The organism is Sphaerotilus microaerophilus (genome assembly GCF_023734135.1).
In the GTDB taxonomy this organism is placed as follows: domain Bacteria; phylum Pseudomonadota; class Gammaproteobacteria; order Burkholderiales; family Burkholderiaceae_C; genus Sphaerotilus; species Sphaerotilus microaerophilus.
Genome location: NZ_AP025730.1, coordinates 4507240 through 4532118, shown reverse-complemented (window position 1 = coordinate 4532118; position 24879 = coordinate 4507240). Strand labels below are relative to the sequence as shown.

At 69.6% G+C, this 24879-nt stretch carries 17 protein-coding genes; 3 read left to right on the top strand and 14 right to left on the bottom strand.

Features of this window, described 5'->3' with window-relative positions; genetic code table 11:
* Positions 1-11: 11 nt before the first annotated feature.
* Both NGK70_RS19315 and NGK70_RS19310 read right to left on the bottom strand, forming a co-directional pair.
* A complete protein-coding gene (locus NGK70_RS19315; protein WP_251970109.1) occupies positions 12-1307 on the bottom strand; it encodes a restriction endonuclease subunit S in 1296 nt (431 codons plus the stop codon).
* Positions 1298-3739, bottom strand: coding sequence for a type I restriction-modification system subunit M (locus tag NGK70_RS19310; protein WP_251970108.1), 2442 nt, complete (start codon positions 3737-3739; stop codon positions 1298-1300). The genes NGK70_RS19315 and NGK70_RS19310 overlap by 10 nt, the downstream gene beginning before the upstream one ends.
* A gap of 267 nt (positions 3740-4006) precedes the next feature.
* Between NGK70_RS19310 and NGK70_RS19305 the strand changes: the two genes are divergently transcribed.
* From NGK70_RS19305 to NGK70_RS19295, 3 genes are all read left to right on the top strand, one after another.
* Positions 4007-4663 (top strand): fibronectin type III domain-containing protein, encoded by a 657-nt coding sequence (locus NGK70_RS19305; protein WP_251970107.1) that lies wholly within the window; start codon positions 4007-4009, stop codon positions 4661-4663.
* 278 nt (positions 4664-4941) lie between these two features.
* Entirely contained in the window at positions 4942-7269 is a 2328-nt protein-coding gene (locus NGK70_RS19300; RefSeq protein ID WP_251970106.1) for a sensor domain-containing protein, read from the top strand.
* A 310-nt stretch (positions 7270-7579) separates the two neighbouring features.
* On the top strand, positions 7580-8755 hold the full coding sequence (locus NGK70_RS19295) for a GGDEF domain-containing protein (protein ID WP_251970105.1): 1176 nt from the start codon (positions 7580-7582) through the stop codon (positions 8753-8755).
* A gap of 67 nt (positions 8756-8822) precedes the next feature.
* On the opposite strand, the gene NGK70_RS19290 is transcribed toward NGK70_RS19295, so the two are convergent.
* From NGK70_RS19290 to NGK70_RS19235, 12 genes are all read right to left on the bottom strand, one after another.
* Positions 8823-11177, bottom strand: coding sequence for a TonB-dependent receptor (locus NGK70_RS19290; RefSeq protein ID WP_251970104.1), 2355 nt, complete (start codon positions 11175-11177; stop codon positions 8823-8825).
* A gap of 190 nt (positions 11178-11367) precedes the next feature.
* A complete protein-coding gene (locus NGK70_RS19285; RefSeq protein ID WP_251970103.1) occupies positions 11368-12171 on the bottom strand; it encodes an SDR family NAD(P)-dependent oxidoreductase in 804 nt (267 codons plus the stop codon).
* A gap of 56 nt (positions 12172-12227) precedes the next feature.
* The gene (locus NGK70_RS19280) at positions 12228-13550 is read right to left on the bottom strand and encodes a glutamate-1-semialdehyde 2,1-aminomutase (protein ID WP_251970102.1); all 1323 of its coding nucleotides are present in this window, start codon (positions 13548-13550) and stop codon (positions 12228-12230) included.
* Positions 13551-13621: 71 nt separating this feature from the next.
* Positions 13622-14281 carry a PIG-L deacetylase family protein gene (locus tag NGK70_RS19275; RefSeq protein ID WP_251970101.1) on the bottom strand — a complete coding sequence of 220 codons (660 nt, stop codon included), beginning with the start codon at positions 14279-14281 and terminating at the stop codon, positions 13622-13624.
* 18 nt (positions 14282-14299) lie between these two features.
* Entirely contained in the window at positions 14300-15235 is a 936-nt protein-coding gene (locus tag NGK70_RS19270) for a sugar phosphate nucleotidyltransferase (protein WP_251970100.1), read from the bottom strand.
* Positions 15232-16602 carry a DUF4910 domain-containing protein gene (locus tag NGK70_RS19265; protein WP_251973833.1) on the bottom strand — a complete coding sequence of 457 codons (1371 nt, stop codon included), beginning with the start codon at positions 16600-16602 and terminating at the stop codon, positions 15232-15234. Before NGK70_RS19265 ends, NGK70_RS19270 begins: the two co-directional genes overlap by 4 nt.
* Positions 16602-17186, bottom strand: coding sequence for a dTDP-4-dehydrorhamnose 3,5-epimerase family protein (locus NGK70_RS19260; RefSeq protein WP_251970099.1), 585 nt, complete (start codon positions 17184-17186; stop codon positions 16602-16604). Before NGK70_RS19260 ends, NGK70_RS19265 begins: the two co-directional genes overlap by 1 nt.
* Complete coding sequence (gene rfbG / locus NGK70_RS19255) at positions 17183-18292, bottom strand: CDP-glucose 4,6-dehydratase (RefSeq protein WP_251970098.1); 1110 nt, start codon at positions 18290-18292, stop codon at positions 17183-17185. Before rfbG ends, NGK70_RS19260 begins: the two co-directional genes overlap by 4 nt.
* 10 nt (positions 18293-18302) lie before the next feature.
* Entirely contained in the window at positions 18303-19565 is a 1263-nt protein-coding gene (locus tag NGK70_RS19250; RefSeq protein ID WP_251970097.1) for a class I SAM-dependent methyltransferase, read from the bottom strand.
* A 40-nt stretch (positions 19566-19605) separates the two neighbouring features.
* Positions 19606-20646 carry a glycosyltransferase family 2 protein gene (locus tag NGK70_RS19245; protein ID WP_251970096.1) on the bottom strand — a complete coding sequence of 347 codons (1041 nt, stop codon included), beginning with the start codon at positions 20644-20646 and terminating at the stop codon, positions 19606-19608.
* Positions 20647-20943: 297 nt separating this feature from the next.
* On the bottom strand, positions 20944-23370 hold the full coding sequence (locus NGK70_RS19240) for a UvrD-helicase domain-containing protein (protein ID WP_251970095.1): 2427 nt from the start codon (positions 23368-23370) through the stop codon (positions 20944-20946).
* A gap of 161 nt (positions 23371-23531) precedes the next feature.
* On the bottom strand, positions 23532-24878 hold the full coding sequence (locus NGK70_RS19235; RefSeq protein WP_251970094.1) for a glycosyltransferase: 1347 nt from the start codon (positions 24876-24878) through the stop codon (positions 23532-23534).
* Position 24879: the final 1 nt, after the last annotated feature.

The following is a 24879-nucleotide window of genomic DNA, read 5'->3' as shown; positions in this document are numbered from 1 at the left end:
CGGTCCGGCGGTCATGCGGCCGGCCCCACCAGCCGGATGCGCCCGCTCAGCAGCGCCTGAGCCATGGCCTGCTTGAGATCGCGTGCTTTGGCAAGCCGAGATTCAAGGGCCGTGATGTCGGCGTCCATGTCGGAGAGAACGTTGGCAATTGCAGTCTGCTCGTCGACTTCGGGGTAGGACACGGGGATATCCAGCAAGGCGCCTTTGGCAATGTTCTTCATGCTGCCACTGGTGCCGGTGGCAACGTCGCCGATGCGGCGCTTGTAGGACGCACTGCTGAGCAGGTAGCCCAGCCAGCGCACACAAACACAACCGGGTGAGCGCATTCGCGTCATCCAGATTCGATCCGGCAGATAGAGACAGTCATGGTCGCGGTCAACATACCCAACCTCGCCCACCAAGTCTGGCGTATTCATCCGGCTGATCAGCAGAGTGTCCTTGCGCAGCGGCGTCGTGGCGCGGGCCAAATCGGCGTGGATGATGGGCTTGCACTCCGAGGGGTCAAACACACCGCCTTTCATGGCAGAGGTCTTCACCACCGAAGGAACGTCGTTGCCTGCCGCGTGTAGATCGGAGTTCACGCTGACGCCGGCGACCAGTTCAGAGATCACTTGGTCGAGTGGCCCTTCCTTCCAAGGTCCTGAAAAGCCGGGCAACCGCCGCTTGCCGGTGAGCAGTTCCTGCATGGCGCCTTGCTTGATCTGGCGCTTCTTGGTCAGCAGTTGCTCCAGCGAGTCGATCAGGGCGTCGGTGTCGGTGAGGGCATCGGCGATTGCCGCATGCTCATCGACATCGATCGGGATGTGCAGGCTGAGGTCCGCTAACGTCCTCTGGTTCAGGTTGATCATCGTTGTGCCTACCGAGGCACTTTCGATCGCACGTACTGCCTGATTGCTTGAAAGCACTCGCTGCAAAAAACGCCCGTCAAGCATCACGCCAGGTCGAACAATCATCGACCCTGTACCGCAAAGCCATCCCTCCTGATCGTCTTGAACGAAGGCGCACCGCCCCATCTCACCTCGGCGTCCAATGACAACGTCGCCGACCTTCAGCCGAAACTCACCAAGGCGCTCTGCTGCTTCCTCGGCAACCGACATCCGCTCAGTTGGCTTGATCCGTCCGTCCTCGATCTGCATAGGGTTGACGACGGAAACACCACCAAACACGTAGTCGGACTTGTGCAGCGCACTTCCAAAGGGGCCAGTCCTAAACGAAGCAACTGCACCCAGTTTGACGTTTTCCCAGTCAGGAAGACCGCGGCCTGTTTGAGCGACAAGGTATCTCGCGCTCGGTTCTCTCACTTCCATGCAAACCCCATCTTCGCCAGATGCCCGGCCACCCGCGCCTCCAGGTCGTCCACCTGCTGCACCAGCTCCGGCATCGTCCGCCCGTACCGCTCGGCCAGTTCCTTGACCCGCCCGGTCAGCGCCTGGCTCACGCGGTCCAGTTCGCCGTGCACGGCGGCGCCCAGCGCAGCCATCCACTTGTGCTCCACCACCAGCGCCTTCACCTCGTCAGGCGTCAGCGCCGGGTAGCGCGCCAGGGCCTTGGCGTCCAGTTCCGCGTCCAGCGTCTTGAGGCGCTTCTTCAGGGCGCTGGCCTGCTCCGACAAGGCCAGCCAACGCTGCAGCACCGCCCGTTCGTCGGCGGCATCCACATCACGCCCGATTTCCTTGATGCGCGACTTCACTTCCTTGTCATTGATCTTGTCGAAGCCAGCGAACACGGCCTCCTCGCCGCTGTGCTCCTCTTCCAGCTCGGTCTGCGCCGCCTGGGTGCCCTCCAGCTCGGCGCTCAGCCGGTCCAGCTCGGCCTGCTCGGTCGCAAAGTGCTGATGCACCAGCAAGCCCTTGGGCACCAGGTCGCAGGCCCAGCCCTTGTCCACGGTCTTGCCCGGTGACCCGTCCTTGTTCTTCCGGGTCTCCAGCACGCGGTAGGTCTGCGCGGCCCAGCCGTCTTCGGCGATCAGGTAGGCGTCGTCCTGCAGCGTCTCGGCCCAGTAGTCCATCAGGTGCTGGTAGACGGCGTAGGGGTCGACCAGGGCTGGGGCGCCTTGGGCTTGTGACGGCTGGTGCCCGTAGTGGGCCAGCAGGCCTTCGGCCAGCTCGCGGATCAGCGCCTTGGGTTGGAGGCCCGGCGCCAGGGCCCTGAGCTGCTGCGCTACCACCGCGCGCCATGCCTCGAAGTGGCGGGCCATGGCCTGGGTGTAGGCCTGGAACTCCGGGTGCTGGTGGATGGTGGGCTTGATGGCCGCGGGCGCCACCGTCAGGTCCAGGTAGCCCGGCCGGCGCGGCTTGAACAAGGCGGCCTGCAACTGCGGGCACACGGCCCAGTAGCGGCCCAGCGCCTGTACGTCGGCGGCGGGAATGCCGCCGTTCAGGTGGGCGTCGATGTCTTGCTGGTCTTCCGGCGTGCTGCTGTCGATGTAGCGCGGCAGGTTGAGGTTGAAGTCGTTCTTCTCGATCTCGTCGAAGCCCACCATGCGGGCGTAGCGCGGGTCGCCGTCGCCCCGCGTGGTGAAGGCATCGACGATGCGGTGGATGTCGCGCTCGCGCAGGCGGTTCTTGGGACCGTCCTTCATATGGCCCTGTGAGGCATCGATCATGAAGATGCCCCTGCGGGCGGCGGCGCCGGCCTTGTCGATCACGATGATGCAGGCCGGGATGCCGGTGCCATAGAACAGGTTGGCCGGCAGGCCGATGAGGGCCTGGATGAGGCCGCGCCGCACCAGGCTCTTGCGGATCTCGGCTTCGGCATTGCCGCGGAACAGCACGCCGTGGGGCAGGATGCAGGCGGCCCGGCCTGTGCTCTTGAGCGAGCGGATGATGTGCAGCAGGTACGCATAGTCGCCCTGCTTGGCCGGTGGCACGCCAAAGCCGTCGAAGCGGCCGAAGGTGTCGGCCTCGGGGCTGAGGCCGGTGCTCCAGCGCTTGTCCGAGAAGGGGGGGTTGGCCACCACGTAGTCAAAGGTCTTGAGCAGGTGTCCCTCCAGAAACTTGGGATGGGCCAGTGTGTTGCCCTGCTCGATCACGGCACCGGGGTTGTGGTGCAGGATCATGTTCATGCGGGCCAGGCCGCTGGTGACCTCTTCCTTCTCCTGTCCGTAGACGCTGACCGGCGTGGGCGCGGCCTCGGCCACCTTCAGCAGCAGCGATCCCGAGCCGCAGGTCGGGTCGTACACCGTGGTGTCGGGGCTGGTCCTGGACTGGGCAATGCCCAGCACCTGGGCCATGACGCGGCTGACCTCGGCCGGGGTGTAGAACTGCCCCTTGCTCTTGCCACTTTCGGTGGCGAAGTGGCGCATCAGGTACTCGTAGGCATCGCCCAGGATGTCATCGCCATCGGCGCGGTGCTGGGAGAAATCCAGGTCTCTGGATTCAAAGATGCCGATCAGGTTGGTGAGCTTCTTGACCTTCTCGTCACCCTGGCCGAGCAGTGCGTCGTCGTTGAAGTCGGCCTTGATGCGCAGTCGGTTGGCCTCTTCCAGCGGGCGGACGATCTTCTTGTTGATCTGGTCACCGATGTCAGGCTTGCCCTTGAGCGCGGCCATGTCGGCAAAGCTCGCGCCCTCCGGGATCTGGATGGGCGCGAACGGCTGGCCGGCGTACTTGTCGCTGATGTACTTGATGAACAGCAGCACCAGCACGTAGTCCTTGTACTGGCTGGCGTCCATGCCGCCGCGCAGCTCGTCGCAGGAGGCCCAGAGCTTGGAATACAGGTCGGATTTCTTGATGGGCATGACGTGAGATGGGTTGCCCGCCGATTTTCGGCCTGATTGCCCTGCGATCTCCGTGCCTGGCCAGCAGACGGGCGACGGCGGCGGCACGGAGGCACCGCGCATCACGTCCGCAGCCCTGCCTGTCGCTCCCCCCCAAAAGTCGGATCCCACCCGCCAACTATTCCCACCCCCATCCCCCTTTCGGGTTGCCCGCGCCCCCTGGCCAGCGGCCCAAGAATGGACCGGCATCAATCGGGATGCGTCTTGACCAAGTGGAGGTTCATCATCATGGTTCAGCCGAAGATCGCTCTTGGCATGGAGCGGCGCAGCGACCCGGATCTGCTGGCCTACGGCGGCGCGGTGGTGGCGGCGTTGAAGGACAACGCCTCGTTCCCGGCGCCCTGGGGAGATTCGACGCCCAGCTGGGAGCAGCTGGATGCGGCGTATCAGGCCTACCGGGAGGCGTATCACGCGGCGTTGACGCATGACACGCAGAAGATCGCCGCGCGCAACGCAGCGCGGCAGGCGTTCACGGAGATGTTGCGCCGGGTGGCGGCGTATGTGGAGTTCCAGGCCAACGGCAGCGTGGCGATGCTGGTCAGCACCGGCTTTGCATTGCGCCAGGAGCAGGCCCGCAGCAGCAGCGGCGCCGTGCCGCCGGGGCCGATGGCGGAGCTGCGGGGGGTGGCGACGGAGCATGGCGGGCGCATCGAGCTGCGTGCCGGCCGCTCCGAAAGGGCAGTGGCCTATGAGGTGCAGACCGCCTCCACCGACCCTGCCAGCACCAACGGCAGCACGGTGTGGTCGCACGCGCAGACGGTGTTCTCGGTGCAGCGCGTGGCGCTGGAGGGGCTGGCGCCAGGCTTCGTGTGGGTGCGCATGCGCGGGGCCAACCACAACGGCTATGGCCCGTGGACGGGTCCGGTGCGGGTGCTGGTGGTGTGATGCGGGTGGTGTGAGGCGGGCCGCAGATTCGCGGCCACGCACCCGCACAGGCACAGGCACAGGCACACGAGCAAGAGGGGGATTCCGTTCAGCCGGGCAGGCTCCTGGCAGGCCGTGTTTGATGCCAGTGTGGCCATGAGATGCATGGGTATGGCCTGCCTGTTCAGCAAGATGGTCTGGAAGAGGAGACGCACAATTGGGCTGTGGCAGAGGGCCGCATCGTCAATTGGCCGAGCCGGGTTCGGCTCTCTTCTTGGTTCGGACCGTGTCTGCATGGCATGAATGCCACCGTCATTTCGCTGCTCTATTTCGCCTTCGGCATCGCGTGGATCCTGCTGTCCGACCGCACGTTGGCGTCGGTCGTCTCCGACCCGCAGAAGCTGACCGAACTCCAGTCGATCAAGGGGCTGGTGTATGTGTTCACAAGCGCGGTGCTGGTCTACGGGTTGACGCGCTGGGCCGAGCGCCGGCGCTCGGCTCTCGAAACGGAGACCCGCCGGCAGCGCGACTTCATGGCGCAGATCCTGGACGTCACCCCGGTGGCGATCTATGCACTGGAGCCGACCGGCCCGCACAGAGATGGGTGGAAGATCACCCTGGTGAGCCACACGGTCGAGCAACTGACCGGGTATACGGTGGAGGAGTGGACGACCCTGCCGGACCTCTGGACCCGCAGCATCCACCCGGAGGATCTTGACCGCGTCCTGCGCGGCCAGCAGGTGCTGAGAGAAACGGGAACCCTGCGCCACGAGTACCGCATCCGACGCGCCGACGGCACCCATTGCTGGATCGACGACAGCGCGGTCATGCGATTCGACCAACAAGGGCAACCGGTGGCGATGACCGGTGCCTGGCTGGACGTGACGGCCAGGCGCGAGGCGCAGGAGCGTGCGCACCTGATCGCGCAGGTCTTCGACCTGAGCCAGGAGGGCATCATGATCACGGATGCCCAGAGGCGACTGGTTTCCGTGAACCGGACGTTCACGGAGGTGACGGGGTACCAGGCCGTTGAGGTGCTGGGCCAGACCCCATCCCTGCTCAGTTCCGGGCGGCATGACGCCGCCTTCTATGCGCAGATGTGGGCTCAGATCGAGTCGACAGGCCGTTGGGAAGGCGAGGTCTGGAACCGCAGGAAGTCGGGGGAGATCTACCCCGAGTGGCTGTCGGTCAGCGCGATCCGGGGCCCGCGGGGTGAGGTGCACCAGTACCTGGGGATCTTCACCGACACCAGCACACACAAGGCCACCGAGGCCCGCATCCAGAAGCTGGTCAACTACGATCCGCTCACCGGCTTGCCCAACCAGCAGCTGCTGGCTGCCCGTGCGGAGCTGAAGCTGTCGGAGGCCGTGCAGACGGGCAAGTCCTTGCTGTTCCTCCATCTCAACGTGGACCGGTTCACCGCGATCAACGAGACGATGGGGCACGCCGCGGGGGACGAGGTCCTTCGGGAAATCGGTCACCGCCTGCAGGCGGTGATCGATCCGACCGCCACGCTGTGCCGTACGGGCGGCGACGATTTCCTGCTGCTCCAACCGGACGTGGACCTCAGTGATGTGGCTCCGCTGGGTGTGAAGCTGATGGACACCCTGGCACTGCCGATGCAGATTGCGGACCGGCAGTTCAGCCTGTCGGCCAGTGTGGGCATCGCGATGTGTCCGGACAACGGATCGACCTACCTGGAACTCCGCCAGGCGGCCGATTCTGCGGTCCATCAGGCCAAGCGCGAAGGTCGCGGGCTGGTGCGCATCGCCTCGCGCGCGCTGCAGGAGCGGGTGCAGACCGATCTGGAACTCGCCAATGACCTGCGCTGGGCCCTGGAGCGCGACGAATTGCTGCTGCACTACCAGCCTCAGTTCGACGCGCACACGGGACGGCTGCTCGGTGCGGAGGCCCTGCTGCGGTGGAATCACCCCAAGCTGGGGTACGTGTCTCCTGCGCGCTTCATCCCGATCGCCGAAGAAGCCGGTTTGATTCCGCCGATCGGCTCCTGGGTGATTCGCCGCGCCGTCCAGCAGACCGTGCAATGGCAGGCGCAGGGGCTTCGAGCGGTTCCGGTCGCGGTGAACCTCTCGGCCATCCAGTTCCGCGACCCGATGCTGATCGCCGAGGTGCACAAGGTCATCACGTCCGCCGGCATGGACCCCTCCATGCTGGAACTCGAACTCACCGAAAGCATCGCGATGGAGGACTCGGAGTTCACCATCGGCACGATCGAGGCCCTCAAGGGCATCGGCGTGCGCCTGTCGATCGACGACTTCGGGACCGGCTACTCCTCGCTCAAGTACCTGCAGCGCTTCTCGGTGGACAAGCTGAAGATCGACCAGTCGTTCGTGCGCGGACTCGGCATGCGCGGGCAGGATGATGCGATCGTCAGCACCATCATCGGCCTGGCCGACAACCTGGGCCTGAAGACCATCGCCGAAGGCGTGGAAACGCCTGAGGAACTCGCCCGGCTGCGCCACATGGGTTGCGCCGAGATCCAGGGCTACCTCACCGGTCGCCCGGTCGACTCGGCGACCTTCGCGGCCGTCCTTCGGGCGGGATGCAGCGCCGTCATCGCGGAGCTGGAGAGCGCCAGCCTTGAGCTGTCACCGTCGCCAGAGTGACCCGTCGGGATTGGGGCGTCCCCGGACCGACCTGCGACGATCGGCCATGGATGGGCAAGGCCAGCCGGACCGCAGCGGCCGGGTCAGCGCTGCTGTCAGCAGCAGGGCCGCCCGCCCGGTGGTGGCGATTGGCCGGGTTCTGCGGCGGTCATCCGGCGACAGGGGCCGGGAGGTTGCTGGCAGCATCGGGATTCACGATGTCACCTCGTGCGCGCTCCGGGCGCGGTCCGCGCGGTGGCGCAGGGTCCTGCCCGCATCGGCGCGTCGGGCCCTGATGCGGCTTCACTGACCTGCCTCTTCTGACCCCGCCATGAGCCCCTTGATCTTGTTGACCTGCTTCCAGATGCTGCTCTACGCCAGCATGTGGGGGCTGGCCTGGGCGGTGATCGGCGACGAGCGGCGCGCCGTTGGCCACTGGCTGGTGTACGCGCTGGGCCTGGCGCTGGGGCTGGCACTGATGTCCCAGCGGCCGGACATGAACGTCTGGCTCACGGAGATTGGCGCCAACGTCGCGCTGCTGCTGGCCTTCATCTGCGCGCAGCGCGGCATGCTGGCCTTCCTGCGGCTGCCCGAGCGCACCGGCGAAATGCTGGTGCTGGTCGCAGTGACGCTGGCCGGCATGATCTGGCTGGGCCCGGTGCCGCAGCCCAGGGGCTGGATCCACCCCGGCTACCTGGTGGCCGCGGCGGTGGGCTGGGTGGTGCTGAGCACGACCTGGCGCGCGCACCGCACGCTGCGTGACCAGTTTGGCCGCACGGTGGCCCGGGTGGTGGCCACGACCAACGGGGTGATCGGCCTGATCAACTGGGTGCGCGTGGTGATCGCGCTGGTGGCACCGCAGAACATCGTGCCGCTGCATGTGCCCAGCGCGCTGAACATGGGGCTGGTCTATATGACGATGGCCGCGGCGGCGAGCTTCAACTTCATGTTTCTCTTCCTGATCGTGCTGCGCCTGCTGCGCCGGCTCACCACGCTGGTGCAGCGCGATGCGCTGACGGGCCTGCTCAACCGGCGGGCGATGGAGCAGCTGCTGGACCGGGCCTGGAGCCGCTGGCGCCGCCTGGCCGAGCCGTTCACGGTCGTGTCGGTCGATCTCGACCATTTCAAGCACATCAACGACACCTGGGGCCACCAGGCCGGCGACGAGGTGCTGAAGGCCGCGGCCGGCCAGCTCGTGGCCCATGTGCGCGAGGTGGATGCGGTGGGGCGCGTTGGCGGCGAGGAGTTCATGGCGGTGCTGGAGGCCTGCGCGTCCGGCGTGTCCACGGTGGCCGCGGAGCGGCTGCGCCAGGCCGTCGCTGCCGAGGCGGTGCAGGTGGAGGCCGGGGTGTCGATTGCCGTCACCGCCAGCGTGGGCGTGGCGACGGTCAGCCCAGGCGACGCGAACGTGGGCGAGATGCTGAAGCGGGCCGATGCCGCGCTGTACCGTGCCAAGCGCGAGGGGCGCAATCGGGTGTGCACGTCAGAGGGCGAGGCGGCGCCGTAGCCCTGGCCAGCGGCTTCAGCCGCGGACGTTCAGCCTCCGGCGATCACCCCGGCGATCACCCTGGCGTTCAGCCGCCGAAGCGCCACTGCAGCGCGAGGGTCCAGGAGCGCGGGGTGCCGGGGGCGACGAACTGTTCGTCGCGCCAGTCGTCCGGTGCCTGCAGCTGGCCGGCGGCGTTGAAGGCGTTTTCACCCAGCAGGCCGCCGGTGGCGTGGCGGCGGTCGAAGGCGTTGTTGACCTTGCCGAGCACGGTCCAGCCGGGAGCGACCTGCCAGCGGGCCTGCAGGTTCAGGATCGCGAAGCCGGCGGTGCGGCCGCTGCCGTGGAAGTCGGCACCGTCGCTCTGGTGGCGGTTGTTCTCGTTGCCGCGCACGTAGAGGCCGGACTGGGCCTGCAGGTTGGCGCCAATTCGCAGGTTCGGCAGGCCGGGCAGGCCGCGCCAGCCGACGTCGAGCTTGAAGACGTTCTCGGGCAGGCCGGGCAGGCGGTCGCCGCTGCGCACCTCGATCTCGTCCTCGCCGGTGCACAGGCTGCTGCTGTTGGCGGTGCTGTTGGCCTGCGCGACCAGGCAGGCGGGGCTGCGGTAGGTGGCGGCCAGGCGGGTGTAGTGCAGCGCCGCATCAAAGGCGCCGCTACGCCCGCTCAGGCCGAGTTCGAGACCCTGGCGGCGGGTCTTGCCGAAGTTGGCGAAGTAGCCGGCGGCGCGGCCGTTGCTGATGAAGAGGATGTCGTCGCGGTTGGTGGTGCTGAACACGCCGGCGTTCCAGCGCCAGCCGGGCAGGGCCTCGCCGCGCAGGCCGGCCTCCAGCGAGCGGGAGATGACCTGCTTGAGCGGCGGGTCGGCCTGCAGGGCGTTGGGGAGGATGCAGGGGTTGTCGGGGTCGGAGCAGCCCAGCTCGATGGGGCTGGGCGCGCGGTTGCCCTGGCTGGCGTTGCCGTAGGCGGTCAGGCCAGGGCTGAGGGCCCAGGTGGCGCCCAGGGCGGGGTTGAAGGCACGGAAGCGGTGGTCGCTGTCCAGCGCGGTGGTGAGGCCGCGCAGGCGCCCTTCGTCCACGGTGGTGACGTGGGTCTGGTTGTAGCGGCCCGAGGCGGTGACCGCCAGGGCGGGCGTGGCCTGCAGGGTGCCGGTGGCATAGACGCTGTGGGTGCGCGAGCGCCCGGCGATGGCGGCGTTGAGCTCTTCGTCCTCCAGGTCGGTGACGGCGCGGCTGGCGTCGAGCACGCCTTCGGCCTCGGTCTGCTCGAAGTGGGTGCGGCTGCGCTCATGCGAGGCACCGACGATGACGAGGCTGTCGGCGCTGCTGCGCTGCCACTGCAGGGTGAGGCCGCTGCTGCGCTGGCTGGCGGCGGTGCGGTTTTCGACGCCGGTCAGGGGGGAGACGCCGTCCCACTCGTCGTTCAGGTCGCCGTTGACGGTGCGGGCCTTGAGCTGGCGGGCGTGCGCCTGGGCCTCCAGGCGCTGGCCGGCGCCCAGGTCGAGGCCGACGCGGCCAGTGAGGCCGGCGAGGCGGTTGCGGGTCTGGTCGGGGCGGGTGTAGATCTGGGCGCGGTCGACGGCGAGCAGGGTCTCGGGCAGCAGGCCGTTGCCGATCAGGTCGTTGTCGGCACCCATGACGCTGAGGGACCCGTCGAGCGGGCCGCTGCGGTGGTCGAGGCGCACGAAGACGTGGCGCAGATCGGAGGGCGAGTGGTCGCGCCAGCCGTCTTCCTGGTAGACGTCGCCGGCCAGGAAGAGGTGGGTGCCTTCGCCCAGCGTCATGCCGTGCGACAGCTCCAGGCTGCGCCGTCCGAAGGCGCCGACGCCCAGCTCGACCTCGCTGCCCGGGTGGGTGTCGCCTCGCTTGGTGGTGAGCGCCAGCGCACCACCCAGGGTGTTGAGCCCGAAGACGGGGTTGGAGCCGGGCATCACCGTGAGGCTGGCCAGGGCGTTGCGCGGCACCAGGTCCCAGTTCACCACGTCGCCAAAGGGCTCGTTGAGCCGCACGCCGTCCAGGAAGACCGACAGGCCCTGCGGCTGGCCCAGCAGCGGGCTGGCGGTGAAGCCGCGGTAGTTGACTTCGAGCTGATAGGGGTTGCCCTGGGTCTCGACCACGCTGACGGAGCCGACCTGGCTGCGCAGCAGGTCCGGCAGGTTCTGTGCAGCGGCCTCGCGCAGGCGCGCGCCGCCGAAGTGCTGGACGTTGCCGGGCAACTTGTCGCGGTCCAGCCCGGTGCCGGGGATGGGGGTGGTGCCGATGATCTCGACGCGTTCGAGCGCGGGCCGGGCCGCATCGGCGGTCGGGGCCGTGGCTGGGGCGGTGGACTGGGCCCCCGCCTGGCCTGCCAGCGCGCAGCAGGCGAGGGTGGCCACCTGTAGGGCCCGCAGGGCGTGCAGGCGAGGGTGGGCGTGTCCGGGAGCGAGGGGGGGGAGCAGGGGCTTCATGGCAACGTCTGGACGAGTGTTGCCAGAACGTTACCGAGCCGCTCGGGGGCCCGACAGGGAAATCTTCCCGGCTGCTGGAAAGCCCCAGGTGCGGCGGCGCCACAGGGAGCGGCGGGCGGCGCTCCCGTCCTGCGTCAGCGGCGCGGGGCGCTCCACACTGGCACAGCGGCAGGGCCGCGGCTGGCGCAGCTCAGCCCAGGCGCTCGTCCAGCGGGGCGGGTGCGGTATCGCCGCTCGGCCCAACGCGGTAGCGCATGCCGGTCTTCAGCCGGGGCGAGCACAGCAGGGTGACGATCTCGGTGGCGGCGGCCTCGGCGTCCATCAGCTGGCCGAGCTGCTGGCGCTGCTCGAAGTCGGCGCGGCCGGGCAGGTCCTGGGCGGGCGCATCGCGCAGTTCCGCCTGCATGTCGGTGTCGAGCGCGCCGGGGTCGACGCTCACGGTGATGAAGGGCTGCGCGCGCTCCTGCTGCTCGTGGGCCAGCACACGCAGGAACTGCTCCATGCCCGCCTTGGCCGCACCGTAGAGCGCCAGGCCGGCGTGCGGGCGCCGCGCTGCACCGCTGGTGATCTGGGCGATCACCTTGCGCGCCGGGCTGGCCTGGAAGTGCGCCAGCACCGCACCCAGCCAAGCCACGGGGGCGACGAGGTTGGCGTTCAGGTTGGCGACGATGGCCGTGGGCCGCTGCCGCTCCACCGGGCCGATGGGCTGCAGCGTGCTGGCGTTGCTGATCACCAGCAGCTCGCCGACGGTGCCCGGGTCGAAGCGGACCAGCGTTGCAGCGATGATGGCGCGCGCCAGCGCCGGGTCCGCCAGGTCGGAGCGTACCGAGTAGCGGTACGGGGCGGCGCGCGAGAACTCCACCACCTGGAAGCCCTCGTCCTGCAGCCGCTCGCACAGGGCCCGCCCCAGGCCGCGCGAGCCGCCGGAAACCAGTGCGAGTCGCAGCGTGCCCGGCGTTGCAGGCGCCAGCGCGGGAGGCTCGGTGTGGGGCATGTGATCAGCCGGGCTCATGGGCAGCCCGTGCATCTCGTGAAGGAAGTCACATTATGTTACGCAAAGCGCCTGAAGACCGGCTGAACCGCCGGCCCTTGCAGAAAACGCTCGACGCCGCCGTCCAGCGCCTGGCGGTAGACCTGCAGGGCCCGCGCCACGGCGTCGATGGTGCGGTCGATGTCGGCCTCCGAATGGGACCAGCTGACCACGAAGGAGGGCGCCAGGATGCCGTGGCGCACCAACTCCTGCATGAACAGGGTGCGCAGCGGCTGGCTGGGCTGGCCCTGGGCGTCGCGGGTGTAGAAGAGCAGGTTGCAGTCGCGGCTGACCACACCCACCTGCCGGCCCAGGCCCAGCGCGGCGCTGGCCTGGGTGACGCCCTCGCGCAGGCGCTGCCCGCGCGCTTGCAGCGTCTCGATGACCGGGTGCTCGCGGTAGAAGCGCATCGTTGCGATGGCGGCAGCCAGCTCGTGGGTCTGCGCGCCGTGGGTGGTGGACAGCAGGAAGACGCGCTCGCGGTCGTGGTCCAGCCCGCCCAGGCGCATCAGCTCGCGCCGGCCGGCCAGCGCCGAGACCGAGAAGCCGTTGGCCAGTGCCTTGCCGTAGGTGGTCAGGTCGGCGGTGACGCCGTACTCGGCCTGTGCGCCGCCCAGGTGCCAGCGAAAGCCCGTGATCATCTCGTCGAACACCAGCAGCGCGCCGTGGGCGTGCACGGTGTCCTTGACCCACTGGAGGTAGCCAACGTCGGGCTCGTCGATGCGGGCGGCCTCCATCACCACGCAGGCGATCTGGCCGGGGTGGTCGGCAAAGAGGGCCTGCAGCGCGGCGCGGTCGTTGTACGGGAAGGCGTGCACCAGCCGGCGCGTGGCGGCCGGGATGCCGGCGTTCATCTCGCTGGTGCCGATGAACCAGTCGCCCGTCGAGAAGAAGGGGTGGTCCGCGCAGATCGCCACGCCGTCGCGCCCGGTGGCGGCGCGCGCCAGGCGCACCGCGCCGTCCACCGCGTGGGAGCCGTCCTTGCAGAACTTGACCATCTCCGCGCCGGGCACGGTGGACAGCAGCGTCTGCGCGCACTCCTGCTCGATGGGCGCGGGGCGGGTGAAGTTGACGCCGTGCTGGAGCTGGCGGGTGACCGCCTCCACCACCGGGGCGAAGGCGTGGCCCAGCGTCACCGCGCGCAGGCCCATGCCGTACTCGATGTACTCCCGCCCGTCGATGTCCCAGGCGTGGCAGCCCTGCCCGCGCACGATGAAGGGCGGCGCGTTGGCGGGGAACTGGTCGTCGCCCTTGGCATAGGTGTGCGCGCCGCCGGGGATCAGCTCATGGGCGCGGCGCTGCAGGCGCTGTGCCAGGTCGGAGGTGGGCAGGGCGGCGGTCATGGGCGGGGTTCCTGTTGCAGGCAAGGGGTCGGTGTTCGGCGGGTGCGGCAGGCGGGGCTCGTCCCAGGTGCTCAGAGCACCGCCTTGCGCAGATGCAGGGCCTCGGCGAAGCCGCTCTCGGCGCGGCACTCGATGCCGCGCAGCGCCATCAGCGCGCGGAAGGTCTCGGCGCGGAACCAGTCCTTGCTGCGCTGGCTGCCGAAGTGCGCCAGCAGGTGCTGCACCTTGCGCTCGGCGATCTCGGCGGGCAGCGGCAGGTAGAGGTTGGGCTGGCCGAGGTCGCCCTCGTACTTGGGGATCTCGTACTCCAGCACGAGCTGGCTGCGCCAGGTCTGCCAGGTCAACTCGGCCACCTGGCGGTGGTCCTGGTGGCGGTCTTCCAGCCGGTGGGTCAGCACCAGGTCGGGTTGCAGGCGCCTGCCCAGGTCCTGGAAGAAGGCCTTGAGGCGCTCGAACTCGGCCGGGAAGTGCGCGTCGCGGAAGTCACCCAGGATGATCTCGTGCCCGGCCGCGCCAGCCAGCAGGGCCTGCGCGCTGCGCCGGGCCTCCTCGGCGCGCGCGCCGCTGGCGCTGAGCACCACCCAGGTCACTTCCAGGCCCGGGACCTCGGCCAGCCAGCGCAGCAGGGCGCCAGCGCAGCCGATCTCGATGTCATCGCTGTGCGCGCCCAGGCAGAGCACGCGCAGTGGCTCGCCCGGGGGGCGCCCCGCGCCGAAGGTCAGCGGCAGCATGGTGGGCTCCCGGGCCGCTCAGGCGCGCTTGCGCGCCGGGCTGCGTGCGGGCGCGGGCTGCGGCGCAGCGGCGGGCTGGGCACCGGGTGTGGTGGTGGGCACGGCGGTGGGCACGGCACTCAGGTGCGTGACCAGGCTGGGCGTCTCGATGATGGTGGTGGGCTGGGTGGCGCCGTCCTCCTGCTGCCAGACCATCCAGGGGCAGTCGCCACGGCCTTCCATGCGGTCGTAGCTGATCTTGTCCTTGAAGGTGTCCATGGCCTGCCAGAAGCCGCGGTAGCGGAAGGTGCCCAGCTTGCGCTCGGCGATCAGGCGCTGGAAGGGGCGCTCGACCAGTTCGTCGCCGTCCTCGATGTGGTCGAAGATCTCCTGGCGCAGGCAGAAAAAGCCGGCGTTGATCCAGAAGCCGGCGTCGGTCATCGGGCCGAAGGAGGTCACCAGGCCGTCGTCGTCGCCGTGCAGGGCGTGGAAGCTCTGCGGCGAGGGCACGGACATGAAGCTGGCCACCGCGCCGGTGCGGCGGAAATCGGCCAGGTGCTGGTCCAGCGGCAGGTCGCTCAGGGCATCGGCGTAGTTGGCGAGGAACTCCTCGTCATCGCCCAGGTACTTGCGCACGCGCTGCAGGCGCTGGCCGATGTTGGCGTGCAGGCCGGTGTCGACGAAGGTGATGCGCCAGTCGGCGATGTCGCTCTTGATGAGGCTGACGGTGCGCCCGCCGTTGCTGAGCACGAAGTCGTTGGACAGCGCCTCGTTGTAGTGCAGGAAGTACTCGCGGATCATGTCGCCGCGGTAGCCCAGTGCGAGGATGAACTCGGTGTGGCCGAAGTGCGCGTAGTAGCGCATCAGGTGCCAGATGATCGGCCGCACGCCGATGTTGACCAGCGGCTTGGGGATGGTGTCCGAGTGCTCGCGCAGGCGCGTGCCCAGGCCGCCGCAGAACAGCACGACTTTCATGGCGAAGTCCCTTCTTCGTTGAATGGCTGAAAGGAGTGGGCGTCGGCCGGCGCCAGCAGCCCGGCCTGCACCAGCGCCGCGGCCGCGCGTGCCAGCAGCGGCAGGGGCAGCCGGGAGCGCCGGGCAACGTCGATCAGGTCATGGTGGCCGTCGCCCTGGTTGAGCAGCCAGAGCAGCGCGTGCTCGAACTGCCCCGGCCCGGCACCGCCGGTGAGCCCGTACAGGCCGCGCTTGCCCAGGCGCGGCTCGCCCTTGGGGCTGAGGTTGCGCCAGGTCTGGTTGGCATCGATCGCGCCGATCAGCCCGGCCAGGCACTGCAGCGAGCCGGCCAGCGCCTCGGGCTGGACGAAGTCCAGGTTGTCGGCCGACGAGTGGTATTCCGGGTAGGCGGCGTTGGGCGAGCGGGTGAGCCGGCCGAACGGCAGGTCGAAGCCCGGCGAGCAGAACTGCCGCTCGTCGTAGCCGTAGGGCTCGAAGTCGATCAGCCGCCCGCCCGCGGCCGGCACGATCAGCTCGGCGGCGCGGTCGGGCAGGGCGTCGCCGCGGCGGCTGCGCTTGTAGGTCAGCGCCCCGCCGTCGCCGAGCAGGCCGATCACCAGTCCGGCGCGGATGCGCGGCAGCTCGGCCTCGTGGCGGGCCAGCCAGGTCAGCGCGCCGATGGTGCCGGGCGCGAAGACGAAGCGCCAGGTGAGCCGCGGCCGCGGACCGGCGAGCAGCTCGCGCGCCAGCGCGGCCGCGGCGGCGATGCCGGTGAGGTTGTCATTGGCCAGCCCGGGGTGGCAGACGTGGGTGTAGACCACCGCCTCGTCGGCCCCGTCGTTCGATTGACCCGGCACGCGGCACTCGGCGTAGGTCAGGTGGCCGGGGGCGAGCGTGCTGTCGATGACGACGTCGAAGGGGCCTTCTCCGCAGGCCGCCAAGGCATCCCGCTGGCGCTGGCTGAGGCAGAAGCCCCAGGTCTCGCGGTAGTAGCTGGTGCGGTAGGGAATCGCGTCGGGCTGATCGGGCAGCGAGTGCAGGTGCGGCTCCAGCTCGGCGCGGGTGAGAAGCGCGCGCAGCGGCGTGGAGTAGCTGACCAGGTGCAGGCTGTGGTCGCGCAGGTCCACCAGCCGGCGGCCGGTGGCGACGTCGGTGATGTGCGCTTCGCGCACGTTCCACTCGTTGGGCACCTCCCAGTCGAACGCCGGGGTGCCGCTGGGCACCTCGTGCCGGGTGAGCGGAATCCAGGCCTCGACGCCATCGAGCGTGCGGCGCACGCCGTCGCCGGTGATGCTGCGCACGAGCGGGAAGAGCTCGCGCATCAGCACTAAGGCATCCGCGGCCACCGCGGCGGCGCGCTCGGACTGCAGCAGCGCTTCAAGCGGCATCACCGCGCCCCCTGCTGCGCCGCAGCCCAGCGCTGCCGATGCCGCTGGACGTCGAAGGCCGGCCATTCGCGGTCCCTGGCGCCGATGCAGCTCACCGGCAGCGGCCAGGCCAGGCCCAGCGCGACGAAGGCCGGGTCGTCGTGGCGGTAGCCGTCGGCCAGCTCGGGCCGGTACGGCTCGTTCATCGAGTAGTGCACCTCGGTGGCATCCACCAGCGTCTGGAAGCCGTGCGCGACGCCGGGCGGGATCCACACCGCGTGGCGCTCATCCGCGTCCAGCACGACGGCGCAGTGCACGCCGAAGCTGGGTGAATCGGGGCGCAGGTCCAGCAGCAGGTCGTGCAGGCGCCCGCGCGCGCAGCGCACCAGCTTGCCCTCGCCGCTGGGCGGCCAGGTGAAGTGCAGGCCGCGCAGCGTGCCCGCGAGCGTGTTGAAGCTGGCGCTGGTCTGCGCCAGCTCGCCTGGCAGGCCGGCGCGGGCGAACTCGTCGCGGCACCAGAGGCGGGCAAAGGCGCCACGTTCGTCCCTGACCGGTTCGGCCTGGACGTGCTTCGCACCGACGACGGGCAGGTCGACGAACTTCATGCGCGACCTTCTGCGGCGCCGATGCGTGCCAGGAAGGCGTCGATCTGCGCCTCGCAGGCCTGGCGGGGCGTGGCACCGCGCTCGACCTGCAGATGCCAGTGGGCCACCCAGTCGAAGGCGGTGGGGGTGTCGAGCGCGCAGCGCCACTTCAGGTGGCGCGCAGCCAGGCTGCAGTCCAGCCGGAGCTCGTGCTCCTCGCGCGGGGTCTCGGCGCTGGCACGGGTCCAGGCCGGCTGCAGCCGCCAGTGCCGCGCGATCAGCTCGGTGACCTGGGCGACGTTGTAGACCTCGTCGGCGCCGGGGCCGAAGTTCCACTGCCCGATCGCCACCTGCGGCGCCAGCGCCAGCCGCTCGGCCAGGCAGAGGTAGCCGTGCAGGCAGTCCAGCACGTGCTGCCAGGGGCGCACGCCGGCGGGATTGCGCAGGGCGACCGGCTCGCCGCGCTGCGCGGCGGCGATCACCGCGGGCACGAGCTGGTGCGGTGTCCAGTCCCCGCCGCCCACCACGTTGCCGGCGCGGGCGGAGGCCACGGCCACGCCGTGCTCGGCCAGGCGTTCGGGCGCGAAGAAGCTGTCGCGGTAGCTCTGCATCACCAGCTCGGCGCAGGCCTTGCTGTTGGAGTAGGGGTCGCGCCCGCCCAGGGTGTCGGTTTCCCGGTAGGGCCAGGGCCACTGCTGGTTCAGGTAGGCCTTGTCGGTGGTGACGTTGACGACCGCGAGCGGCTGCGCCCGTGGTGTGCCGGCCAGCGCGGTGCGGATCGCCTCCAGCACGTGCACCGTGCCGAGCACGTTGGTGCTGTAGTTCTCGACCGGGTCCTGGTAGGCCGCCAGCACCACGGACTGCGCCGCCATGTGCAGCAGCACCTCGGGCTGGAAGGCGCGCATCGCCTCGGTCAGCCGGCCCAGGTCTCGCAGGTCGGCGGTGGTGCTGCTGACCCGCGCACCCGCGTCGGCCAGGTCGTACAGGCTGGGGTTCGTCGGTGGTGCCAAGGCATAGCCGGCCACCTGGGCGCCCAGGCGCTCCAGCAGCAGGCAGAGCCAGGCGCCCTTGAAGCCGGTGTGGCCGGTGACGAAGACGCGCCGGCCGGCCCAGAAGCTGCGGTTCATGCGCTCGCCCTCAGTCCAGGACCTGAACGGTCGGGATCGGCACCACGAAGCGAGCGCCCCACTCGCGGATGTAGCTCGCCTCGGCCGCGATCTCGTTCTTCAGGTTCCAGGGCAGGATCAGCACGTAGTCCGGCCTGGCCTCGCGGATGGCGGCGGGTGGCAGGATCGGGATGTGCGTGCCCGGCGTGTACTTGCCCTGCTTGTAGGGGTTGGCGTCGGTGGTGAAGTCCAGGAAGTCGCTGCGGATGCCGCAGTAGTTCAGCAGGGTGTTGCCCTTGCCGGGGGCGCCGTAGCCCACCACCGTCTTGCCGGCGTTCCGGGCCTCGATCAGGAAGGTGAGCAGCGCGCGCTTGGTGGCCTTCACCTGTTCGCCGAAGCCGGTGTAGCGCGCCAGGCTGCGGTAGCCCAGCGCCAGCTCGCGCTCGCGCAGGTCCTGCACGCTCTGGCGGATCGGGTGCACCGCCTGCGCCTCGTTCGCCGCATGGCGGGCGTAGATGCGCAGCGAGCCGCCGTGCGTGGGCAGTTCTTCCACATCGAAGAGCACCAGGCCGTGGGCCGCGAAAATCTGCTCGACGGTCGAGAACGACAGGTAGCTGAAGTGCTCGTGGTAGATCGTGTCGAACTGGTTGCCCTCGATGAGCCGCTGCAGGTGCGGGAACTCCATCGTGATGACACCCGTGGGGGCCAGCAGGGCGCGCATGCCCTTCACGAAGTCGTTGATGTCCGGCACGTGCGCCAGCACGTTGTTGCCGGCGATCAGGTCGGCCTGGCCATGTTCGGCGGCGATGGCTGTGCCCGTGGACTCGCCGAGGAACTGCACCGTGGTGGGCACGCCGCGCTCGATGGCGACCTTGGCCACGTTGGCTGCGGGCTCCACGCCCAGCACCGGGATGCCGGCGGCCACGAAGTGCTGCAGCAGGTAGCCGTCGTTGCTGGCGATCTCCATCACCTTGTGCGCAGCGCCCAGGCCGAAGCGCTCGATGGCCATGTGCGCATAGCGCCGGCAGTGCTCCACCCAGCTCGACGAGTAGGAGCTGAAGTAGGCGTACTCGCTGAAGATGTGCTCCGGCGCGACGAACTCCTGCAGCTGCACCAGGAAACAGTGCTCGCAGACCTGGGCATGCAGCGGGAAGAAGGGCTCCATGTCGTTGAGCTGATGGGCCGCGATGTGCGTCTGGCACAGCGGGCTCATGCCGAGGTCGACGAAGGTGTGGCGCAGCGGGCTGCCGCAAAAGCGGCAGCTCGGGCCGGTGGTGCCTGGGGAGGTCGTCATGGCGTGCGAAAGAGGTGGATGAACGGGGCCGCCCGCCGGGTCAGGCGGTCTGGCGCCGGGCCTTGTGGGTCAGCAGCTCCCAGAACGGGGTGGCGTGCTGCACTTCCATCACCCGGTGGGCCAGTGGCGCCGGCAGGAAGAGCACGGCGGAGGCCCAGCCGAGCATCAGCGTGCGGTCGAGCGCGCTGTAGCCGGGGCAGGCGCGCAGCGAGTCGCGCATCAGGCGCCAGAGCTGCGTGGCGCTGTCCTTCGGAAAGGGGTGGGCCTGCGGCGCCCAGCGCCAGGAAATGATGCGGTGGCGCACGTGCGAGGGCAGCGTCAGGAAGGGGCCGGGCACGTCGATGCCGGACTTCTCCCGCAGCATGGCGAGCGTCTTGTCGCGTGCGCCGTAGTTGAGGCTGACCTCCGAGGCCATGCTGAGGCTGAAGTTGCCCCGGTAGCCCGGTGCGTTGCTGGCGGCCTTGCGGTGCAGGCGGTACGAGCCCAGCGGGCGTTGGGTATCAACCACGTCGCCATGGAAGGGCGCGGTGACGAAGGGGACCGTGTCGGTGCAGATCGGCCACTCGGTGGGGCAAACCGGGAAGTAGGGGGCCACGGCCGAACGCCGGTACAGGTTGCCGCTGCCCGGCGGGCCGGCGTAGTGGCCGAAGCGGCGGATGATGGGGCGCACGTCGCCGAAGTGCCGCACGGACGGTGTGACCGTACCCATGCTGGCGCCCTCGCCGTTGATGTGGCGCATCGGGAACTGCACCTTGGCCGTGCGCTCGTCGGCCAGGCTCAGGCAGGTGGCGATGCAGTCGTCGTCGAGCAGGTCGTCGGCATCCAGCCAGACGATCCATTCGCCCGTGGCGGCCTCGAAGCCCAGGTTGTAGCCCTGGCCCTGGCCGATGTTGACGGGCTGGCGCACCAGGCGCACGCGCGACTCGTACGTGCGGATGACCTCGGGCGAGGCATCGGTCGAGCCGTTGTCGACCACGATGACCTCGACGTCCCCGTGGGTCTGGCGCAGGGCCGATTCAATCGCCAGGCCGACGAAGCGGGCGTAGTTGTAGTTGAGGACGACGATCGAAACACGACTCATGGATACATCCGGATCCGGCCTTGCCATCTGAGGAACCTCGACCGTCCCCGTCGGCCCCCTGTCGGGGCCTACTCGTGGCGGCGTCTGTCGGGTTATCGGCAGGCGCACGCGGGACTGATCGGCCTGGATGTATCGTAATGTGTCTTTTGTCAGTGAATTGCTACGATCGATCAATTCGGGTCGGTTGACCCGGGTTGTTGCCTGCAAGCGAGGGTGTGCCGACTCCTGCCTCGGGGGGCCGGCCGCGCGGCAGGTGACGCGGCAGGTGAGGCGGCAGGTGACGCAGCGGGCGTCGTGTCACTCGATCGGCGTGAGCTTGGCCACCGCCAGTGCGAGCCACTTCGTGCCGTGGCGGCCGAAGTTGATCTGCGCCCGCGCGTCCTCGCCCTTGCCTTCGAGCGTGAGGATCACGCCCTCGCCGAACTTGTTGTGGAACACGCTCTGCCCGCTGCGCAGGCCGTGGCCGGCAGACTTGGCGGCGGATTGGGACATCGCAGCCGGCACCGGCGCAGCCCAGGCCGGCGGTGGGGCGGCCGGCGGTTGCCACCCTGAGTTGCGGCCCGCGCCCACCACGCCCGACAGCCCGCTGCCGCGCTGCCAGGCCTGCTGGTATTGCTGCGCGTAGCCGGAGCCAAAGCCCTGCTGGCGCGGCGTGATCCACTTCAGCCCGCCCTCGGGCAGCTCTTCCAGGAAGCGGCTCTTGACGTTGTAGCGCGTCTGCCCGTGCAGCATGCGGGTCTGGCAGAAGCTCAGGTAGAGCCGCTGGCGGGCGCGGGTGATCGCCACGTACATCAGCCGGCGCTCCTCCTCCAGCCCGTCGGCGCCGCTGCTGTTGACGGAGGTGACCGCGTTCTCGTGCGGGAACAGGCCTTCTTCCAGCCCGGTGATGAACACGCAGTCGAACTCCAGGCCCTTCGCGGCATGCACCGTCATCAGCTGGATGGCGTCCTGGCCGGCCTGGGCCTGGTTGTCGCCGGCCTCCAGCGAGGCATGGGTCAGGAAGGCCGCCAGCGGCGACATGATCTCGCCGGTCTCGGCGTCGGGCTGCAGGTCCACCGGCGCGGGCGCCTCGGGCTCGCCCGGCCGCGCGGCGGCGATGGTGCCCGGCGCGGTCTCGTCCACCGGCAGCGCCACCGCGTCCTTGCCGAAGCCTTCCTGCGTCACGAAGGCCTCGGCCGCGTTGACCAGTTCCTCCAGGTTCTCGATGCGGTCCTGGCCTTCCTTCTCGGTGCGGTAGAAGGTGACGAGCCCGCTGGTCTCCAGCATCTGCTCGATGATCTCGCGCAGCGTCAGCCCGCGGGTGGCCTCACGCAGGCCGTCCACCAGCTTGGCGAAGCCGCCCAGCTTGCTGCCGGCCGCGCCGCCCACGGCGCCGACACTCTGGTACAGGCTGCGGGCGCTGCTGCGCGCGGCATCCTGCAACTGCTCGACCGAGCGCGCCCCGATGCCACGCGCCGGGAAGTTCACCACCCGCAGGAAGCTGGTGTCGTCGTTGGGGTTCTCGACCAGGCGCAGGTAGGCCAGCGCGTGCTTGATTTCGGCGCGCTCAAAGAAGCGCAGGCCGCCGTAGACACGATACGGCACGCCGGCGTTGAACAGCGCCGACTCGATCACGCGCGACTGCGCGTTGCTGCGGTAGAGCACCGCGATCTCCGAGCGCGCGGTGCCGGCGCGGTGCAGCTGCTGGGCTTCTTCCACCAGCCACTGCGCGTCGGCAAAGTCGCTGGTGGCCTCGTAGACGCGGATGGGCTCCCCCGGCCCCGCCTCGGTGCGCAGCTCCTTGCCCAGGCGGCGGCTGTTGTGGCTGATCAGCGCGTTGGCGGCGTCCAGGATGTGGCCGAAGCTGCGGTAGTTGCGCTCCAGCTTGACGAGGTGGCGCACGCGGAACTCGCGCTCGAAGTCCGCCATGTTGCCCACCTGCGCACCGCGGAAGGCGTAGATGCTCTGGTCGTCGTCGCCCACCGCCAGCACCGCGCTCGGTGAGTCCGTGCCGTGGCCGGCAAAGATCTTCAGCCAGAGGTACTGCAGCTTGTTGGTGTCCTGGAACTCGTCAACCAGGATGTGGCGGAAGCGCTGCTGGTAGTGCTCACGCAGGGCGGCGTGGTCGCGCATGAGCTCGTAGGTGCGCAGCATCAGCTCGCCGAAGTCCACCACGCCCTCACGCTGGCACTGGTCCTCGTAGGCCTGGTAGATCTCGGCCAGCTTCTGCGTCTGGCCGTCGCGGATCTCGATGTCCTTCGGGCGCAGGCCGTCTTCCTTGCTGCCGGCGATGAACCAGGTCACCTGCTTGGGCACGAAGCGCTCCTCGTCCAGGTTCATCGCCTTGATGATGCGCTTGACGGCGCTGAGCTGGTCGCCGCTGTCGAGGATCTGGAAGCTCTGCGGCAGGTTCGCGAGCTTCCAGTGCGCGCGCAGGAAGCGATTGCACAGGCCGTGGAAGGTGCCGATCCACATGCCCCGCACGTTGAAGGGCAGCATCGCGCCCAGGCGCGTGATCATTTCCTTGGCGGCCTTGTTGGTGAAGGTCACCGCCATCAGCCCACCCGGGCTGACCTGGCCGGTGGAGAGCAGCCAGGCGATGCGGGTGGTCAGCACCCGGGTCTTGCCCGAGCCCGCGCCGGCCAGGATCAGCGCCGGCTCGGCCGGCAGGGTCACCGCGGCCAGCTGCTCCGGGTTCAGGTGGGCGAGCAGGCGGTGTTCGGTCGGGCTGGCAGGGTGCGTCATCCGCCGATTCTATTTTTCCGGTCTGCTTTGCCGGTCTGTTTTGCCGGTTTGCTGCGCCGCAGCGAAAAACCGAAAGCCATCCCGAGCCCGGCCGCGTGTTGGCGGCCCGGGGGGATGGCGGTTTGTTTCAGATGGCGCTGGATTTTTCGCGGCGGGCCTGATCAGGCATAGGCGGTGAGCAGTGGCGGGGCCACCGGGCGCGGTGCATAGGCGGGCGACAACCCGTGTGCCAGCAGCATCGAGGCCTGGAAACGGTGCCGGCTGTAGCGCTGCAGCGCGCGCTCGCGGGCGGCGTGGCCCATGCTGCGGCGCAGCTGGGGTGCGTCCACCAGCCGAGCGATGCCCTGCAGCAGGTCCTCGTTGCGCGGGCAGACGAAGCCCGAGAGCTGGTCGATCACCAGCTCGCCGCACACCGGGCCCGGGCGGGCCACGCAGGGCAGGCCCGTGGCCATCGCCTCGATCACGCCGCGGGCGTCGAGCGAATCGCCCTCCGGCGCCACGTACAGCCAGGCGCGCGCCAGCTGGTCGGCGCGCTCGTGGGCGTCGCGGCAGGGCAGCACCTGCACCTGCGCCGCCTTCAGCACCGCCTGCACGGCCTCGTCGGCATCGCCCAGCCAGGCGAACTGCATCGACGGTGCGCTGCCCGCCAGCAGCACGGCGATCTGCGCGTAGCCGGCGGCAAAGGCCACGTCGTCGGCACGCCCGCGGGTCACGATCAGCGGCTGCTCGCCAGCCGTGCGGGTGACGCGGAAGAAGTCGTCGCCCACCGGCTGTGCCAGCACCTCGTCGCGCAGCCGGGCGGGCGTGCTCAGCGGGTCGACGCGGCCGGGCTGCACCAGGTAGGCCGGCGGGGCGTCCGCCGGGGCACGGCCCTGCGCCAGGCGGCTGACCCAATCGGTCAGCACACGCCAGGGCCAGCCGCTGCCAGGATGCTGCGGGGTGTGGAAGAACACGGGGGCCTGTGTGCCGGCATCTTCCATGGCCCGCAGGCCGGCAAAGGCGCCGGCGTGGCCATGCAGGTGCACCGCCAGCACGGGCTCGGTGCGCAGCTCGGTGGCGATGCGCTCGTGCGCCAGGCGGCGCCAGCGCAGCAGCACGCCGTTGGGGGCCGCCAGCACCAGCGGCACGCTGCGCGGCAGCAGCAGGCGGGCGTGCTCGGCATCGGCCGGGTGCAGCAGCACCACGCACTGGCGCACGCCCGCGTCGGACAGCGCCAGCACCGTCGGCCACAGCAGGCCGTGGGCCTCGTCGGAGTCGAGGCGGCCCACGCAGTGCACCACGCGGCCGGCCGAGCCGCTCATCGGCATGGGCCGCTCGGGCCGCACCGCCGGGGTGGCAGGGGGGCTGGCGAGCAGGCTGTCGTCCTCCAGTGGTACCGGGTCGGTGTCGGCCAGTTCGCCGGGGGCGGTGCTGCCTTCGAAGTCCATGCGGTGTGCGCGCAGCAGCTCGTCCAGGGTGGCGTTCAAGGCGGCGTCCCGGGTGTCCAGGGTGGCGGATGCGTGGTCCATG